This is a genomic window from Chloroflexota bacterium (genome assembly GCA_011322445.1).
GTDB lineage: Bacteria > Chloroflexota > Anaerolineae > Anaerolineales > DRMV01 > DRMV01.
Map to the genome: position 1 here is coordinate 94,956 of DRMV01000008.1, position 14,686 is coordinate 109,641.

22 protein-coding genes and 1 pseudogene are annotated in these 14,686 nt (G+C 61.1%); all 23 read left to right on the top strand.

Features of this window, described 5'->3' with window-relative positions; all coding sequences use genetic code 11:
* The first annotated feature begins 74 nt into the window (after positions 1-74).
* The 23 genes and pseudogenes from ENJ54_01075 to ENJ54_01185 all read left to right on the top strand — a co-directional run bounded on the left by ENJ54_01075 (position 75) and on the right by ENJ54_01185 (position 14,682).
* The gene (locus ENJ54_01075; GenBank protein ID HFC08436.1) at positions 75-1,052 is read left to right on the top strand and encodes a hypothetical protein; all 978 of its coding nucleotides are present in this window, start codon (positions 75-77) and stop codon (positions 1,050-1,052) included.
* Between the two features lies 1 nt (position 1,053).
* Positions 1,054-1,269 (top strand): hypothetical protein, encoded by a 216-nt coding sequence (locus ENJ54_01080; GenBank protein HFC08437.1) that lies wholly within the window; start codon positions 1,054-1,056, stop codon positions 1,267-1,269.
* On the top strand, positions 1,259-1,759 hold the full coding sequence (locus ENJ54_01085) for a hypothetical protein (protein HFC08438.1): 501 nt from the start codon (positions 1,259-1,261) through the stop codon (positions 1,757-1,759). Before ENJ54_01080 ends, ENJ54_01085 begins: the two co-directional genes overlap by 11 nt.
* A 3-nt stretch (positions 1,760-1,762) precedes the next feature.
* Positions 1,763-1,978 (top strand): hypothetical protein, encoded by a 216-nt coding sequence (locus ENJ54_01090; GenBank protein ID HFC08439.1) that lies wholly within the window; start codon positions 1,763-1,765, stop codon positions 1,976-1,978.
* 283 nt (positions 1,979-2,261) lie between these two features.
* Complete coding sequence (locus ENJ54_01095; GenBank protein HFC08440.1) at positions 2,262-2,465, top strand: hypothetical protein; 204 nt, start codon at positions 2,262-2,264, stop codon at positions 2,463-2,465.
* A 295-nt stretch (positions 2,466-2,760) separates the two neighbouring features.
* Positions 2,761-3,243: pseudogene (locus ENJ54_01100) on the top strand (SAM-dependent methyltransferase).
* A gap of 234 nt (positions 3,244-3,477) precedes the next feature.
* Positions 3,478-3,768, top strand: a complete 291-nt coding sequence (locus tag ENJ54_01105; GenBank protein HFC08441.1) for a hypothetical protein — start codon at positions 3,478-3,480, stop codon at positions 3,766-3,768.
* An 11-nt stretch (positions 3,769-3,779) separates the two neighbouring features.
* Positions 3,780-4,700 carry a hypothetical protein gene (locus ENJ54_01110; protein ID HFC08442.1) on the top strand — a complete coding sequence of 307 codons (921 nt, stop codon included), beginning with the start codon at positions 3,780-3,782 and terminating at the stop codon, positions 4,698-4,700.
* A gap of 2 nt (positions 4,701-4,702) precedes the next feature.
* A complete protein-coding gene (locus ENJ54_01115; protein HFC08443.1) occupies positions 4,703-5,050 on the top strand; it encodes a hypothetical protein in 348 nt (115 codons plus the stop codon).
* A gap of 2 nt (positions 5,051-5,052) precedes the next feature.
* Positions 5,053-5,937: a hypothetical protein gene (locus ENJ54_01120; GenBank protein ID HFC08444.1), complete on the top strand. Its 885-nt coding sequence runs from the start codon at positions 5,053-5,055 to the stop codon at positions 5,935-5,937.
* Positions 5,938-6,073: 136 nt separating this feature from the next.
* Positions 6,074-6,490 (top strand): hypothetical protein, encoded by a 417-nt coding sequence (locus ENJ54_01125; GenBank protein ID HFC08445.1) that lies wholly within the window; start codon positions 6,074-6,076, stop codon positions 6,488-6,490.
* A complete protein-coding gene (locus ENJ54_01130; protein HFC08446.1) occupies positions 6,487-7,938 on the top strand; it encodes a hypothetical protein in 1,452 nt (483 codons plus the stop codon). Before ENJ54_01125 ends, ENJ54_01130 begins: the two co-directional genes overlap by 4 nt.
* Entirely contained in the window at positions 7,929-9,323 is a 1,395-nt protein-coding gene (locus ENJ54_01135) for a phage portal protein (protein ID HFC08447.1), read from the top strand. Before ENJ54_01130 ends, ENJ54_01135 begins: the two co-directional genes overlap by 10 nt.
* 5 nt (positions 9,324-9,328) lie before the next feature.
* Complete coding sequence (locus tag ENJ54_01140; GenBank protein HFC08448.1) at positions 9,329-10,228, top strand: hypothetical protein; 900 nt, start codon at positions 9,329-9,331, stop codon at positions 10,226-10,228.
* A 23-nt stretch (positions 10,229-10,251) separates the two neighbouring features.
* Complete coding sequence (locus tag ENJ54_01145) at positions 10,252-10,797, top strand: hypothetical protein (GenBank protein HFC08449.1); 546 nt, start codon at positions 10,252-10,254, stop codon at positions 10,795-10,797.
* A 33-nt stretch (positions 10,798-10,830) separates the two neighbouring features.
* Positions 10,831-11,823 carry a phage major capsid protein gene (locus ENJ54_01150; protein ID HFC08450.1) on the top strand — a complete coding sequence of 331 codons (993 nt, stop codon included), beginning with the start codon at positions 10,831-10,833 and terminating at the stop codon, positions 11,821-11,823.
* A 29-nt stretch (positions 11,824-11,852) separates the two neighbouring features.
* Positions 11,853-12,266 (top strand): hypothetical protein, encoded by a 414-nt coding sequence (locus ENJ54_01155; GenBank protein HFC08451.1) that lies wholly within the window; start codon positions 11,853-11,855, stop codon positions 12,264-12,266.
* Positions 12,247-12,663, top strand: a complete 417-nt coding sequence (locus ENJ54_01160) for a hypothetical protein (GenBank protein HFC08452.1) — start codon at positions 12,247-12,249, stop codon at positions 12,661-12,663. The genes ENJ54_01155 and ENJ54_01160 overlap by 20 nt, the downstream gene beginning before the upstream one ends.
* Positions 12,647-13,093: a hypothetical protein gene (locus ENJ54_01165; protein ID HFC08453.1), complete on the top strand. Its 447-nt coding sequence runs from the start codon at positions 12,647-12,649 to the stop codon at positions 13,091-13,093. Before ENJ54_01160 ends, ENJ54_01165 begins: the two co-directional genes overlap by 17 nt.
* On the top strand, positions 13,093-13,479 hold the full coding sequence (locus tag ENJ54_01170; GenBank protein ID HFC08454.1) for a hypothetical protein: 387 nt from the start codon (positions 13,093-13,095) through the stop codon (positions 13,477-13,479). Before ENJ54_01165 ends, ENJ54_01170 begins: the two co-directional genes overlap by 1 nt.
* A gap of 21 nt (positions 13,480-13,500) precedes the next feature.
* The gene (locus tag ENJ54_01175; GenBank protein ID HFC08455.1) at positions 13,501-13,920 is read left to right on the top strand and encodes a hypothetical protein; all 420 of its coding nucleotides are present in this window, start codon (positions 13,501-13,503) and stop codon (positions 13,918-13,920) included.
* Positions 13,921-13,954: 34 nt separating this feature from the next.
* Positions 13,955-14,314: a hypothetical protein gene (locus ENJ54_01180; GenBank protein ID HFC08456.1), complete on the top strand. Its 360-nt coding sequence runs from the start codon at positions 13,955-13,957 to the stop codon at positions 14,312-14,314.
* Between the two features lie 17 nt (positions 14,315-14,331).
* Positions 14,332-14,682 carry a hypothetical protein gene (locus ENJ54_01185; GenBank protein ID HFC08457.1) on the top strand — a complete coding sequence of 117 codons (351 nt, stop codon included), beginning with the start codon at positions 14,332-14,334 and terminating at the stop codon, positions 14,680-14,682.
* Positions 14,683-14,686: the final 4 nt, after the last annotated feature.

Below are 14,686 nucleotides of genomic sequence, written 5' to 3' on the forward strand. Positions count from 1 at the left end.
GTGCCCAACCTGTCCAACTTGTCCAACCTTGTTCAGAAAAAGATAAGGCACACTATCACCATAGGGGTAATTTAATGCAAAAGGTTGGACAGGTTGGACAAGGTTGGAACAAAAAAGCCGCTGCGCCCCTGGCAACGGTTTACGACTGGGCTTTGCGCTTCGTGCTGGCGGGGGTTGCGGTGATTCCTGTGCGCTATCGGGACAAGCGGCCAGCGGTGCGGGAGTGGAAAGAGTACCAGCACCGCATACCGAGCATGGAAGAAGTGCAGCGCTGGTTTGCAGGGCGCAACATGATCAACTTTGGCGTGGTGACGGGCTGGCAAGGGCTGACGGTGCTGGACTTCGACGACCCGCAATCTTATGCTCGCTGGCGGCACTGGGCGGCCTCTGTGGGCGGGATGGCGGCTCAGGCGGCGCAGTTAGCCTTCAAGGTGCGCACGCGCCGCGGGGTGCATGTTTATACTCGCCTGCCGCAGGCAGTGCACAACCGCCACCTGGACGGGCTGGACATCAAGAGCAAGGGCGGCTATGTGCTGGGGCCCGGCTCTACCCACCCCAGCGGGGCGCATTACACACCGCTCAGCAATGTACTGCTCTTCCCGCTGATACCGAGCCTGGATGCGATTTTACCACCGGAATTGCTGGTGCGGGCTGACTTCGGTGAGGATGCTCCGGTGCGCACGCCACCAGTTTTGCAAGCCAAGATGCAGGTTTCCGACCCGTGGGAAGCGGCTTCGGCGCCGGTGTTTGCAGGCGGCGGCGAGCAGCGGGGGCTGGTGGCGCGAATCAAAGAGCAACTGCGGATTGAGGACTTCTTCCAGCCTGACGAGTTGCAGCGCACCGGTGAGGGCTGGTATCTGGCGCGGTGCCCGTTCCACGATGACCGGCACCCGTCGTTCTGGCTGAATACGGAGCGGCAAATCGGTGGGTGCTTTGCGGGGTGCACAGGCAAGCCGGTGGACGCGATCAACCTGTTTGCCATGCTGCATGGGCTGGACAACCGCACGGCAATTGCGGTGCTGGCCCGGCGGCTGGGGCTGAAGGAGGTGTGAGGTGGCGTTAGGTTTCGTGCCTGAGGTTGGTGAGAACGTGTTAGCGTGGGTAGCCGACGCCTGGCGGCTGTGCCGGGTGGAGCAGACGGTGATCCAGGCGGCGGGGTTGAGCGTGAAGGTGGTGCCGCTGCGATGGCATGATAAGCGAGCCCGCTGGGTTGCTGGCACGCTGGTAAAGCCATTACCACGAGATTGGAGCGGCGGCGATGGTGAGTGATGGAAGACGACGGCCAGCCCCCGGCGTGGTGCGGTGCCAGGCCTGCGGCGCATACATTGGCCACTATGTGGAGCGGTGGAACGACGCCGCGGGGCGCTGGGAGACATGGCTGGCGGTGGGCGGTGCGATAGAGCGGTCGGCGCACGGGGTGTGTGCGAACTGCGGCGCAGAGTGGCACTGGTCGGCCAGCAGCAGGCGGCTGGAGCGGCTGCTGGGGCTGGCGAGGGGCAAGGTGCCCGCTGCGGATACGGAGCAGGAGACGCCCCAGGCCGAGGCCGATGAGGGCAAGCCCACGCCCCCGCTGGTGCTGGTGTTCGAGCGCCGCCCGCAGCCTGTGCCGATGCCGTTAGTGAAGGTGATGGTGCTTTCGCGGCAGGATGGGCGGGAGCAGATTGCCGGGGCGCTTTCGCTGACGCCGTTGGAGTGGCGGGCACTGCGGGAGGCGCTGGGGAGTTGCGAAAGCGAGGTGGTGAAGTTAGTGGTGAGGTGAGTGATGGCGACGACCTGGGTCAAGACTCGCCAGGGGATGTGGCTGCTGTTGAGAGATGGTGAGCGTGTTGGCGAGGTCTATCCGCACCGCCCCGTGCGCTGGATGGCCGGGAACTGGTGGGCGCGCCGCGGGGTTGCCCAGGGGCAGGCTGCCAGCGTGGAGGAAGCGATGCGAATGGTGGAAGAGGCGCTGGCGAGGCAGTTGACCCTGTGGTCGTGATTTTGTCCGGTTTACGCATATTATGCGGCAATTTTGCCGCTTAAAAAAATAGTTGGGCGCTGTGCCCGAAAGGAGGCTTGCGTGTTCAGAGACCTTTCATGGAAGTCGCCAGAGGTAGTCGCATTTGCCTTCCTCATACCGATCGCTGGGTGGGTGTATGTCGCTTTTGCGCTCTATCACATTTTTGTCGTTGATAAGCGCCCAACACCGCGTGCAGCCGACCAGCCCAAGGCTGGCCGCTGACGCTAACCGTTGGGCGGTAAGCCCGAAAGGATGAGGCTCCATGCCAGATAGCAAAACCGAAGCCATTGTGTGCCCCCATTGTGGGGCGGTGCAAGAAGCCGAGATTGTTTGGCCAGAAAAAGACCCTTGGCCGCAGTATGCGCATGTTTGCTCGGCATGCGGCTACATCATCACAGAGTCCGAATGGTCAGCCGTGAACCGCCCAACACCGCGTGCAGCGGACTCGCCTACGGCGAGCCGCTGACGCTGGCCGTTAGCCCGCAAAGAGCGGGCAAAGGAGGCGGAATGTTTGTCATATTAGTGTTCGACAACAGGCGGCTTGTTAGGCTTGCTATCAGTGCCGCGACAGAGAAGGCCGCTAACCAAATATTTGGCCTTGTGCGTGACGCAATGGCGAGCGAATACACCGTAGAGATGATGCGTGCGCCGGAGAGCGGCCCCGCTTCTGTCGTCAATGCAATGATACGTAGCGGGCTAACACCCGGTGCAGCGGACGCACCTAACGGTGCGCCGCTGACCTAAACCGTTAGGTTTCTAAAATGAGCACTTACCAAGTTCTTGACGTGGCCAGCGGTGGCCGCATGTTCTGGATTGACCGCAACGACCCACGTGCAGTATTTGTTGATAGGCGCGTGGAAACGGTGACCATGAAGGATTCGTCGGTCAAAAACAATCTTCGCACGCTGGAAGTACGCCCGATGGTACAGGCGGACTTCACAGCATTGCCGTTCCCCAGCAATCATTTTTCTCTGGTGGTATTTGACCCACCGCATCTGGTGAGCGCAGGCCCACGCTCGTGGCTGCGGGCGAAATACGGTGTGCTGGACGGTGACTGGCAAGCCATGTTGCAGGCTGGTTTCAGGGAGTGCTTCCGTGTGTTGGCCCCGTCCGGGACGCTGGTGTTCAAATGGAATGAGTATCAGATTCCGCTTTCAAAAATTCTCCCCCTCGCGCCGGTTGCCCCATTATTTGGGCACAAAAGCGGGCGCGCCAGCAAAACACACTGGCTGGTGTTTATGAAACCTAACACCGCATTGAGCGGACTGGCTTCGCCAGCCGCTCATGCTAACCGTTGGGCGAAGGAACAGGAACACCAACAAACGGCCCTAAATCTGTGCTATAATTAGAACAACTGAATACTCAGCGGCATTGCCGGAGTTACGCCCGGCGTTCCTGTGTGACCTGCGTTTTGCGCGGGTTGTGCGGGAGCGTCGGGCGTTTGCGGTTTAAACGATTTGCGATTCAGGAGGTGGATTGTGGACATTGTTGTGAACGGTATCAACCTGATGGCTTTGGTGTTCGGTCTCGTGGAGTTTTCCAAGAAAACTGGCCTGAAGGGAAAAGCCCTAACCGTGCTGAGTATGGTTATTGGCGTGCTGGTGGGGGTTGCCTACCAAATCGCCAAGATGTACCCGGCGGTGATGCAGTGGTTTGGCGTGGCGGTTTTTGGCCTGGCCGTGGGTTTGGCGGCAAGCGGTGTTTACAGTTTTGCTAACGCGCGCTGGCCGAAGCAAGAAAAGCAAAAAGCGGATGATGAGGGCGAGTAATGGCCGGGGTGATGTTGCAATCGTGGCGGCTCACACTGTTGGACAGTGACCTTGCCCGCATTCCTGCGGTTGCTGTGCGTTTGGCTAAATTGAGCGGGGCGCGGGTGTGGGCGTTCAAGGTGTCCGATGGCGCTGGCTTGTATTCTGAGTTTGCTCAGCATACGCGCCTTTACACCGACACTGCAGCGGCGCTACGCGACGCCGGTATAGAGGTGGCCGCGTGGGGCTTTCACTACGGGCGCAAATGGCTTAGTTTGGTAGGCCCAGAGCGCGAGGCGAAGGCCGTTTTGCAGGCACGCGAGATATTAGCGTTCAGAAAGTATTTTGTGGACGCTGAATCACGCTGGGAGCAATCGGCACGCGAGGGTGACGCTGCCAAACTGGTGAAACCGCTGAAGGATGCTGGCTTGGAGGTATGGCTGGAGAGTTTCAGGTACCCCGCCTATCACCCTGGCATTCTGTGGGAAGAGTGGGGTGAGGTTCTAAATGGCGGCTGGGCGCCACAGGTTTATTGGCTTCAGGCCTCAAACGCGGCAGCACAGGTAGAGCAAAGTTACCGGGAACACAAAGCAGTGGCAGATTTACCATTCTGGCCGGTATTTCCGGCATTTTGTCAGTCTGGTTGGTGCCCAACACCAGCACAATACAGAGCCGCCATTGCTGAAGCCGAAAAACTTGGAGCCGCAGGTATTGGGGCATGGAAAGCTGAGTGGTTGACGGAAAACTGGCCAGCGCATAAATCTTTTGTTGATGCTCTGGCTGAGTGGGCAGGTGGCGACGCGCCTCCTGAACCGCAACCATGCGACCCCACTGATGCCATTGCGCTTGCCGATAATCTCAAACGCCAGGCTGATACGTTGCTTGCTGAAACGCAAACGCTGGTGAGCGATGCGGTGACGTTACTCAATAAGCTGCAGGCAATGAAGAGGTGATTATGAGCCAACAGCGAATCACCAACGCCGAGATTGCCCGCCGGATGGACGCGATGTTCGACCGGCTGGACGCCATCGTGAGCGGTATCAACGACATGAAGGTGACATTGCGGCTGATGGACAACAGGGTGAGCGCGTTAGAGCAGGAAATGGCACAGCACCGGCGGGTGCTCTTCGGTGAGAACGGCGGGCGAGAGAAGCCCGGCATGGTTGACGACTTGCGGGATGTGCGCCGGGCAGTAGCGGCTACTCAGCGGGCGGTTTCCAGGGCTGCATGGGCGTTTGTCGTCTCTATATTGAGCGCGGCCGGTTTGTGGTTTGCCCATGTGGCGTTAGGGCTGCGGTGGTGAGCATGGCGGCAAACTGGAAGGTGGCCGACAGCAAGGCGGGCGTGTTGACGCTGCGCCTGACCGACGGGAAGGCCGGGTCGGTGTGGCGGTTCCTGCTGGTTTCGGACGCGCACCTGGACAGTATCCGCTGCAACCGGGAGCAGTTTTTTGCCGATATGGAGCGGGCTAAAGCCCTGGGTGCAGTGGTGCTGTTCAACGGCGACATTTTTGACGCCATGCAGGGGCGGGCTGACCCGCGGCGGAGCATGGACGACCTGCGGGAAGAGTACCGCCGTGACGACTACTATGACTTCGTGGTGGAGGATGTGGCGCAATTGCTGGCTCCGTATGCGGGGCAGATTGCCTTAGTAGGGCAGGGCAACCACGAGAGCAAGGTGCGGCAGTACCAGGGCACCGATTTGGTGCAACGGCTGGTGTATGCGCTGCGGAAGGAGCACAACAGCCCGGCGCAGCCTGGCGGTTACAAGGGCTGGGTGCGGCTGCAGGTGGAGCGGGCAGACGGGCGGATGGTGGACACGGCGGTGATCCGTTACGCCCACAGCGCAGGCGGCGGGAATGCGCCGGTGACGCGAGGCACGATTCAGACCAACCGGCAGGCGGTGTATATCGTGGATGCGGATGTGGTCTGGAACGGGCACAACCACCAGGGCTATCTGCTGCCAATTGCCCGCGAGCGGTTGAGCACGCGGGGCGTGGTGTACCGGGATGTAGTGTGGTTCGTGCGCACGCCCGGCTATAAGGACGAGTTCGTGAAGGCGACGACGGGCTGGGCGGTGGAGCGAGGCGGCGGGCCGACGCCGTTGGGTTCGGCGCTGCTGACGGTGCGGCTGGAGCGGGAGCGTTCCAGGTGGGTGTTGCGGACGGATGTGGAGATGTGGGTGAGGTGAGCAGGGTGCAGGGTGCAAGTTGCAGGATGCAAGTTGCAGGGAGCAGTGTGCGGAAGGTTTAGCGAGGTTGAAGGTTGTGCACGCAGGCGAGTTGCGAGTTAGGCATTGCGAGTTAGGAAGTTAGGAGGTTAGGCGGATGCCTGGCGGGCGGAAGACGAAGTTGAATGATGACCGAATCAAGGCCATCTGCAAGTACGTGGAGGAAGGGCTCACGTACGAGACTGCCGCGCGCCTGGCGGGGATTGACCCCGCGACCCTGCACCGCTGGCGGCGGGAGGGTGCGCAGGCGAAGCGGGGGCTGAAGAAGAAACTGGTGGAGGAATTGGAGGTCGCCAACGCGAAGGCCCAGCGGAAGCTGGTGCGGCAGGTGAAGAAGGAGAAGGGCGGGGCGAAGTGGATTTTGGAGCGGCGGTGGCCGAAGGATTGGGGCACACGGCTGGATGTGCAGTTCGAGGGCCAGCCGTTGCAACGTGTGGTGCTGGATCTTTCTCAGGTGCCAGAGGAGCAGTTGCGTCGATTTCTGGCAACCGCATTTGCGGAGGTGCAGAAGTGAACGCCCCTATTGCCCCTAACTGGCGCACTTTGCGGCAATTGCCGCCCCAGGCTGCAGTTGCGGCGATGGAATTGGCGCGTCGGCATGTGGGCGACTTCGCTTCGTTTACGTGGGCTGATGTGCATCGCCCACTGCTGATGACGCCCTTCCACCGCAAACTTGCCGAGATTCTGGAACAGGCGGCAGAACGGCGGCAAAACATCATACTGAGCACGCCGCCGCAGCATGGCAAGAGTACCTTCGTTTCCGTGGCGTTCCCGGCGTGGTGGCTGGGGCGTCATCCGGGCGATTCGGTGATTTTGACTTCGTACGCTGCGTCATTGGCGTACCGCAACAGCCGGGCGGTGCGGGATGTGGTGGAGGGCGCGGCGTTCCGGGTGCTATACCCCGATGTGGGCACCGACCCAGCCTCGCGGGCAGTCGATGCGTGGAAACTGGCCCCACCACACACGGGGCAGGTTGTGGCTGCAGGTGTGGGCGGCCCCATTACGGGGCACGGTGCCGAGTTGGGTATTATCGACGACCCATTCGAGAACTGGATGCAGGCGCAGTCCAAAACCTACCGCGACCGCGTGTGGGACTGGTTCAAGGGCACTTTCCGCACGCGCATTCACGAAAACGGCGTGATGGTGCTGATTTCTACCCGCTGGCACCCTGACGACTTGATTGGGCGATTGCTGAAGCATCAGCCGGAGCGGTGGGTTTATTACAACTTCCAAGCTGTGTACGAGGGAAATTGCGGGCGTGACGACCCGTTGGGCCGCAAAATAGGCGAGCCGTTGGCGCCAGCGCTGTATTCCCTCGAGGCTTTACGGAGCATTGAAGAGGATGTTGGCCCACGTGTGTGGGAAGCGGAATACCAGGGATGCCCGATGAGCGTTTCGGAAGTGCTGCTGGATGTTTCCAAACTGCAGATAGAGGACGATGTGCCAGATAACGTGAAGATGCGCTATGCCGTGCGCTATTGGGACCTGGCAGCGAGCGACGCGCCGGGGTCGTCGTATACCACGGGGTTGAAACTGGGCGTGGACGAGCGCGGCGAGTGGTGGGTGCTGGATATTGCCCGCACGCGCTCGCTGTGGCCGCAGACGCGCGAGATGGCACGGCAAACGCTGCTGAAGGACGGCCCCAGCGTGGTGCAGGGTATTGAGAACGTAGGCTTCCAGCGGGCCGCTTACGACGACCTGCGGTCGCTGGCGCCGGAAGGATACAAGATTCGCAGGGTGAAGGTCGTTGGCGACAAGGCATCGCGGACGGTGTATTTTTCGGGGCCGTTGGCGGCAGGGAAGATCCATGTACTGCGAAGACCGTGGACGCAGGCGTTTCTGGACGAGTTACGTGAGTTCCCGCATGGAGCGAACGATGACCAAGTGGATGCGCTTTCGGGAGCGGCGTATATGTTACGGCGGCAAACGCCCCAAAAGGCACGCAGCCGCTCATGGGCATGATGGAGGACTTGAGGATGGCAGACACAATGGCGCTTCTTGACCGTGCTGTAGCCGCCCTGCGAACTCAGGGGCGGAGGCAGCGGGCATATTGGGAATACTACGAGGGTGACCAGCCATTGCTCTACGTCACCGAATCGGTGCGCAACTATTTCCGCTCACGGGCGCGAAGCCAGTTGCGGTTTGTGGAGAACTGGGTTTCTGTGGTGGTGGCTTCGGTGCTGGAACGCATCCACCTGCAGGCGTTGCACCACACCAACCCCAAGGTAGACGCGGTGCTGCAGCGCTTGCTGGCAGAGGGCGATGTTGTGGGGCTTTCCTATGATGTGCACGAGCAGGCGCTGGCCACAGGTGAGGCGTATCTCATTGTATGGCCTTCCCTGACGGATATGCAGCAGCGGATGCCCAGGCCGTTCTTCCAGGTTCCCGGCAGCGTCGTGGCGCTGGTTGACAATGAGGATGCAACTCGCATGGTTGCAGCAGCGAAGTGGTGGAAAGATAGCGAAGGGTTCGTGCGGCTTACGCTTTACACGCCAGAGGCGCTGTACCGCTATCGCAGTCGGGCCAGGGCTGCAGGGAGCGATTCGGGCGAGGACATTACCGACGCGAGGGCATTCGCACCTTATGGCACCGAGACAGCCCCGGCAGTGGAAGCCAATCCGACCGGGCGGTTGCCAGTGGTGCGGTTTCAGACCCACAAGGCGGCGGCAACGCCGGAGTATCTGAAAGCAGCGCCAGCGCAAGACATGCTGAACAAGACGCTGGCTGACCAAATGGTGACTGGCGAATGGGGTGCGTTCCCGCAGCGGTATATCGTGACGAATGCTGACCTCTCGCAGTTGGAGAGCAAGCCTGCCGGGTTGTGGGAGATACCGGCGGGCGTCGAGGGCGTCGAGCCCACGAAAGTTGGGCAGTTCGACCCCGCAGATTTGAGCAATTACACGAAGGTAATTGAGCATTTCGTAGCGGCAATTGCAGCAATCAGCCGTGTGCCTTCCTACTACCTGCGAGCGGGCGGGGAGACGCCCTCGGGTGAAGCGTTGCGGTTGATGGATTCGGTTTTAGTGCACCGAGCGAAGGCGCGGATGGCAGCGTTTGCGCCCGCATGGAAACAAGTGGCGCGGTTGATGCTGGCGTTTGAGGGCGTACAGGCTGACCTGGCCGATTTGCAGGTTGAATTTGCTGACCCCGCCGTGACATTCCCCGACAAGGTGGCCGATGCGCGGGCGAAGAACCGGCAGGCCGGGATGCCATTGACCTCCATTTTGCGGGAGGAGGGCAAGCCTGAGGCATTCATCAGGCAGGTGCAAGACGACCTGTTGGAAGAGCGACAAGAAGCGAGCCTCGAAGCCGGGCTGGCGCAGTTACTGGCCGGGCGAGCGGAGTGAGTGCGATGTCTGATTTGGCTAATTTGCTCAAGGTTTTCAAACGCACCCACGGGGCTATTGTCACGGACTCCGAGAACACCGAGGATGCGTTGCTGAAACTGCTGTATGAGGTGATGCGGACGCACTCGGTACATTCGGTGGTGGATGCGTTTGCGCGCAACCCGCAGCGGTACGCGGGCGATCTGCGAAATGTGCTTCGCGAGGTGCAGGCGGCGTACATCCCTGCCTCGGAAGAGGTGGTCAAAGTTTCGTGCGAGAAGGCCGCGGAGCACCACACGACATGGCTCAAGTTTCTGGCGGCGGCGTTTGGCGTGGAACTGGCGCTGCAGGCGCTGGATGCCAATGAGCTGTTCAGTCAATACTCAGCAGCAGCGCACGGGCTACCTGATGCGGCAATGGCGGTCAGCGTGGAAGCACTCAATGGGGAGGCGCCGACGGCCATTCGGTCGTTCGTGATGCGAACGATGGCAAAGTTGGGGCTTTCCAGCCGCACGGCATACCGCACGATTTTGATGGAGACCCTGCGCAAGTCTAACCTGCGGGCTTACAGGCACATCCCCGGCATCAAGGGGTACCGGCGGGTGGCTTCCAAATCGCCGCGCACATGCGCAGCGTGCATTGCACTGGACGGGAAGTTCTACGAGACCGATGTGTTGATGGAAGAACACCCGAACGGGCGGTGCCAGTTGGTGCCGGTGACGGAGGCCTACGACCCGCAATGGGAGCCTGCCTGGAAGTGGCTGGAAAGCCAGCCGGAGGACGTGCAGCGCAAGGTGTTGGGGCCTTCGCGCCTGGCGGCGTTGAAGTGCGGCGACCTGTCGTGGAGCGACATGGCGGTGACGCAAGTTGCTGACGATGGGCGTGTGAGTTTATCGGTCGTACGCGTCCGAGATATTGGGCGCTGACACAAATTCCTGGAGGTGGCGAGATGCCTGAGAACACGAATGATGCTGGCAACCAGACCGAGACGGGCGGCGGTCAGCAGACTGTAAACGCAGAATCTTTCGAAGCGTGGCTGGAAGCGCAGCCGGAGGAAGTACGCGCGCTCTATGATGCGCACATTCAGCGCCTGAAGGGTGCGCTGAACAGCGAACGCGAGATGCGTTCCCGACTGGAGAAGCAGTTGAAGCGCATTGCGAAGGGCGAGGAAATTCCTGATGCTGTGCGGCAGCAAATCGAGGAGCTCACGACGAAGCTCTCTGCAGCGTCGCGGCGCGCGGCTTTTATGGCCAAGGCCACAGAGCACGGTGCGATGTATCCTGACCTGCTCTACGCGGCGGTGGCAGAGAAACTTCAGGATGATGCAGACCTCAGCGACCCAACATTGTGGGAGGGGTTGCGGAAGAAATATCCGCCGCTGTTCCGCCCAGCCAGCGGCGTGGTCAGCAATGGCGACGCCGGTGCCGGTGGTGACGAACCTCCCGCTCCAAAAAAGTCTTTTGACGACGTGATTCGCAAACTTGCCCGCGGATAACGGGCAAAAGGCCAATTTTCAAGGAGGTTGATCATGGCCTATAACGATGCTATTACCCGTACCGATGCCGATGCGCTCATTGAAGAGAGCGTGGCAAACCAGATTTTCGAGAGCATGGCGACCGATTCCATGATTATGCGGCTGGGCACCCGCCTGGCTGACATGCCTGCCCATGTGCACCGTCTGCCGGTGCTTTCGCTGCTGCCGACCGCCTATTTCGTGAATGGCGACTCTGGCCTGAAGCAGACGACCAAGATGGCGTGGGAGAACAAGTACATCACCGCCGAAGAGATTGCTGCCATCATCCCGATTCCCGAAGCGGTCATCGACGACGCCAGTTACCCGATTTGGGACCAGGTGCGCCCGCAAGTGGCGGCAGCACTGGCCCGCGTGTTCGACAGCGCGGTGCTGTTTGGCGTGAACGCTCCCTCGACCTGGCCGGGCGGCCTGTTCCAGGGCACGGTTGACACCAGCCACGTGGTGAACCTCGGTGACATCACCACCGACCCGAAACTGTATACCGCCATTTTCGACGAAGGCGGCGTGCTGGCAAAGGTGGAAGACAGCGGCTATCTGGTCTCCGGGCACATTGGGGCAATCTCGCTGCGGGCAAAGCTGCGCGGCCTGCGCGACACCAACGGCAACCCGCTCTTCGTGCGGGCGATGCAGGAAGGTACGCGCTATGAGTTGGACGGTGAACCTATTGAGTTCCCGCGCAACGGCGCGTGGCTCACTTCGCTGACTTACAGCGGCAACACCTACACCAACCCGCTGCTAATTTCCGGCGATTTCACGCAATTGGTGTGGTCGTTCCGCCAGGGTTTGCGCTGGAAACTGCTTGACCAAGCCGTGATTCAGGACGGCAGCGGCAACATCATCTACAACCTGGCACAACAGGACATGGTTGCGCTGCGCGTGACCGTTCGGCTGGGCTGGCAGTTGCCGAACCCGGTGAATCCCGTGGACGGCAGCGCGAACCGCTACCCGTTTGCGGCGCTGGCTGAGTCTGTGGCTGCTGCTGCGTAGACGTTTTGAAACGAGTTGAGAGGTGAGACGTGGCCGACTGGACTGTTTCTGCTGATGACCTGGCCGCTGTGCGGCGGATGGTCGGGGAGCCCGACGATGTGGCTCCCTGGACGGATGACGTGCTTACGGGCATCATTGCGGGCTACCCCCTGCGGGACAGCAGCAACCATGAGCCGGGCGATGATGCGTGGGTGCCGACATTTGACTTGAACGCGGCAGCGGCAGAGGTGTGGGAACAAAAAGCGGCTGCGCTCACCTCTCAATATGATGCAACGGTGGACGGGACAACGGCGCGCAGGTCGCAGAAGTTCACCCACGCGCTGCGGATGGCGCAGTACTACCGAGCGCGGCGTAGTGCAAGGGTGACAGCCGTGACCACCGTGGGCGATGCAGCCACAGTGACGCCGGAGGAGGTAGGCGCAAGTGACGACGCTGATGCCTGAGAACGAGCGCACCGACCTGAAGAGCAGTGTGACCGACCTGTGGCCGTTTGTGTGTGATGTGTATGCGGCCAGCGTGGCCGATGATGCCAATGGCGGCGCGGGCATTACCTACCCCGAAAAGCTGGAACGCGTGCCATGCTCAGTATTGACCGGGCGGGCGCGAGAGAACAATGCAAGCACCGGCGGCGGGTCCGCTGTAGCCGTGCGTCAGGTGCGGGTGCGGCTGCCGGAGACCATGCTGGGGCTGGCGCCGCGTTCCCGCATTGTCGTGCGCCGTGAGGACGGCACGATGGTGACGACCTACGAAACACGCAGCGTACCCGTTCCTGGTGTGCTTTCGGTCTCGGTGGATGTGATGGATACTTCGGAGGCGTATCCAGATGGGTACACGTACTGAAGTGGACTTGAGCGAGTTTGAGGAACTGGTTGCGGCGTTACGCGGTGCAATGCCGAAAGCGGCGCATGGTGCTCTGCTGGGCGCGGCGGCTATTCCCGTTGGCGAAATTAAGTTGCGGATGGCGGCGGCCAAGCATGGGCGGCGTTACGGCGACCACATTGCTTCAGCGCCAGGGGAAGCACCGGCCATAGACATTGGCGAACTGGCGGGCAGCGTGCGCGTGCTGGGGGGCGCTCACAGCCCCATTGAGGCATGGGTCGAGTTTGGCTCAGATGTGCCACACGCGGTCTATACAGAGATGGGCACCTCGCGAATGGCGCCGCGCCCGTGGCTGGTTTCCACCACGATGGAGATGGAGGTGCGGCGGGCTATCAACCGCGCGTTTGCGCAGTCATTGCGGGCGCTTTTGCGCAGGTTTGGAGGCCAGTGATGGACTACGCGGGTGTGCTGGCGCAATGGCTGCGGGAACAGGCGGCGCTGCAAGCGCTGACATCGTGCGTGTATGCGCGGGTGCTGACCGCGGCGGCGCTGCGGAAATCTGACGCTTGCGTGGTGGTCAATGAACGGCCAGAGGTGGATGAGCCGACCTACGGCGACGCGGCGCTGGTGACGCACGTGGCCTTCGATGTGGATGTGTATGCCAATGATGCCGGGAAACTGGCGCAGATCGTGGATGAGGTGACGGCGCTGCTCAACGGGCAAGACGGCGTGGCGGCTTTCCAAGGTTTGTGGCTGACAAGCGCCGATGTGCCAGTTTTCTCGGATGTTTCTTTTCGGTTTCGTAAGCGCCTGAGTTTTCGGGGCGCACTCAAATGATGCAGACTGGAGGTTTTGACCATGACTGCGACTTATGCAACGATTCTCTCTGTGCAGGATGCCAATGATGCCAACACCTGGGTGCCCATTGCCAAGGTGCGCGACCTGAAAGGGCCAGGCTTGAAAGTGGACACCGAGGAAGTGACCACCAATGATTCCGGCGGCTGGAAGGAATACGAAGCCACGCTCATCGACGGCGGCGAGGTTTCGTTTGAACTGGAATATGACCCGGCGCTGGACACCCATAAGGGCAGCGGCGCGAATTCCATCCCCGGGATTCTGCTGGCCCGCGTCAAGCGCAATTTCAAGATCACTTTCCCCGATGCCAGCGAAATTGCGTTCGCTGCGCTGGTGACGGAGTTTGAGCCGGACGCGCCTACGGGCGGCACGCGGAAGGCTTCGGTGAAGATGCAGGTCAGCGGCGCGGTGGCTCTGCCGTGAGGAGGCTCTGATGGCTGAAGACGCAAAAAAGCAGATGAAGGTGCTTTCGCGGGACGACATTCGTGCGCTGGATGACAGCGTGCGGGTGCCGGTGGAAATTCCGGAGTGGGGCGGCGTGGTGTATGTGCGTTCGATGACCGCGCTGGAACGCGACCGGTTCGAGGCTTCGCTGATTGAGATGCGCAAGGGAAAGCAACGGCTGAACCTGGACAATGCACGCGCCCGGCTGGCCGTGATGGTGTGCGTGGACGAAAACGGTAAGCCGCTCTTCCAGCAGAGCGACGTGGGCTGGCTGGCGGCCAAGAACGCCGCAGCGTTGGACCGCATTTTCGAAGTGGCCAGTGATTTGAGCCGCCTCAGCGCAGATGATGTCGAGGAACTGACAAAAAACTAAGGCGGAACCCCCAGCGCTTGTTTGCCTTTCGGCTGGCGCTGGCGCTGGGGGTTCCCAACCCTGATGACCTGCTGGCGCAGATGGATGCGCGGCTGTTCGACGAATGGCAGGCGTATTTTGAGGCGGAGCCGTGGGGCACACAGGCGCAGGATGTGCGCCTGGCGATGCTGCTGCAAACACTGATTGCGGTGAATGCGGCGAAATCGTCGGATATGCCCAGGGTAGAGGAACTGCTGCCGACGTGGTCGCGGCAGATGCTGCGGGCGGCCCAGGAGGCGGAGCGCGAGGCGTCAGAGGATACTGAGCAACCAGCGTGGAAAGCATGGAAGGAATCGCTGAGTATCCTTGCGCAGTTACCAAAGAGGTGATGGG

Excerpts from the sequence above, each read along its gene's own strand:
- ENJ54_01075 (HFC08436.1), top strand. The coding sequence starts at position 75 with ATGCAAAAGGTTGGACAGGTTGGACAAGGTTGGAACAAAAAAGCCGCT.
- ENJ54_01085 (HFC08438.1), top strand. The coding sequence starts at position 1,259 with ATGGTGAGTGATGGAAGACGACGGCCAGCCCCCGGCGTGGTGCGGTGC.
- ENJ54_01090 (HFC08439.1), top strand. The coding sequence starts at position 1,763 with ATGGCGACGACCTGGGTCAAGACTCGCCAGGGGATGTGGCTGCTGTTG.
- ENJ54_01095 (HFC08440.1), top strand. The coding sequence starts at position 2,262 with ATGCCAGATAGCAAAACCGAAGCCATTGTGTGCCCCCATTGTGGGGCG.
- ENJ54_01110 (HFC08442.1), top strand. The coding sequence starts at position 3,780 with ATGTTGCAATCGTGGCGGCTCACACTGTTGGACAGTGACCTTGCCCGC.
- ENJ54_01115 (HFC08443.1), top strand. The coding sequence starts at position 4,703 with ATGAGCCAACAGCGAATCACCAACGCCGAGATTGCCCGCCGGATGGAC.
- ENJ54_01120 (HFC08444.1), top strand. The coding sequence starts at position 5,053 with ATGGCGGCAAACTGGAAGGTGGCCGACAGCAAGGCGGGCGTGTTGACG.
- ENJ54_01125 (HFC08445.1), top strand. The coding sequence starts at position 6,074 with ATGCCTGGCGGGCGGAAGACGAAGTTGAATGATGACCGAATCAAGGCC.
- ENJ54_01135 (HFC08447.1), top strand. The coding sequence starts at position 7,929 with ATGGGCATGATGGAGGACTTGAGGATGGCAGACACAATGGCGCTTCTT.
- ENJ54_01140 (HFC08448.1), top strand. The coding sequence starts at position 9,329 with ATGTCTGATTTGGCTAATTTGCTCAAGGTTTTCAAACGCACCCACGGG.
- ENJ54_01145 (HFC08449.1), top strand. The coding sequence starts at position 10,252 with ATGCCTGAGAACACGAATGATGCTGGCAACCAGACCGAGACGGGCGGC.
- ENJ54_01150 (HFC08450.1), top strand. The coding sequence starts at position 10,831 with ATGGCCTATAACGATGCTATTACCCGTACCGATGCCGATGCGCTCATT.
- ENJ54_01165 (HFC08453.1), top strand. The coding sequence starts at position 12,647 with ATGGGTACACGTACTGAAGTGGACTTGAGCGAGTTTGAGGAACTGGTT.
- ENJ54_01170 (HFC08454.1), top strand. The coding sequence starts at position 13,093 with ATGGACTACGCGGGTGTGCTGGCGCAATGGCTGCGGGAACAGGCGGCG.
- ENJ54_01175 (HFC08455.1), top strand. The coding sequence starts at position 13,501 with ATGACTGCGACTTATGCAACGATTCTCTCTGTGCAGGATGCCAATGAT.
- ENJ54_01180 (HFC08456.1), top strand. The coding sequence starts at position 13,955 with ATGAAGGTGCTTTCGCGGGACGACATTCGTGCGCTGGATGACAGCGTG.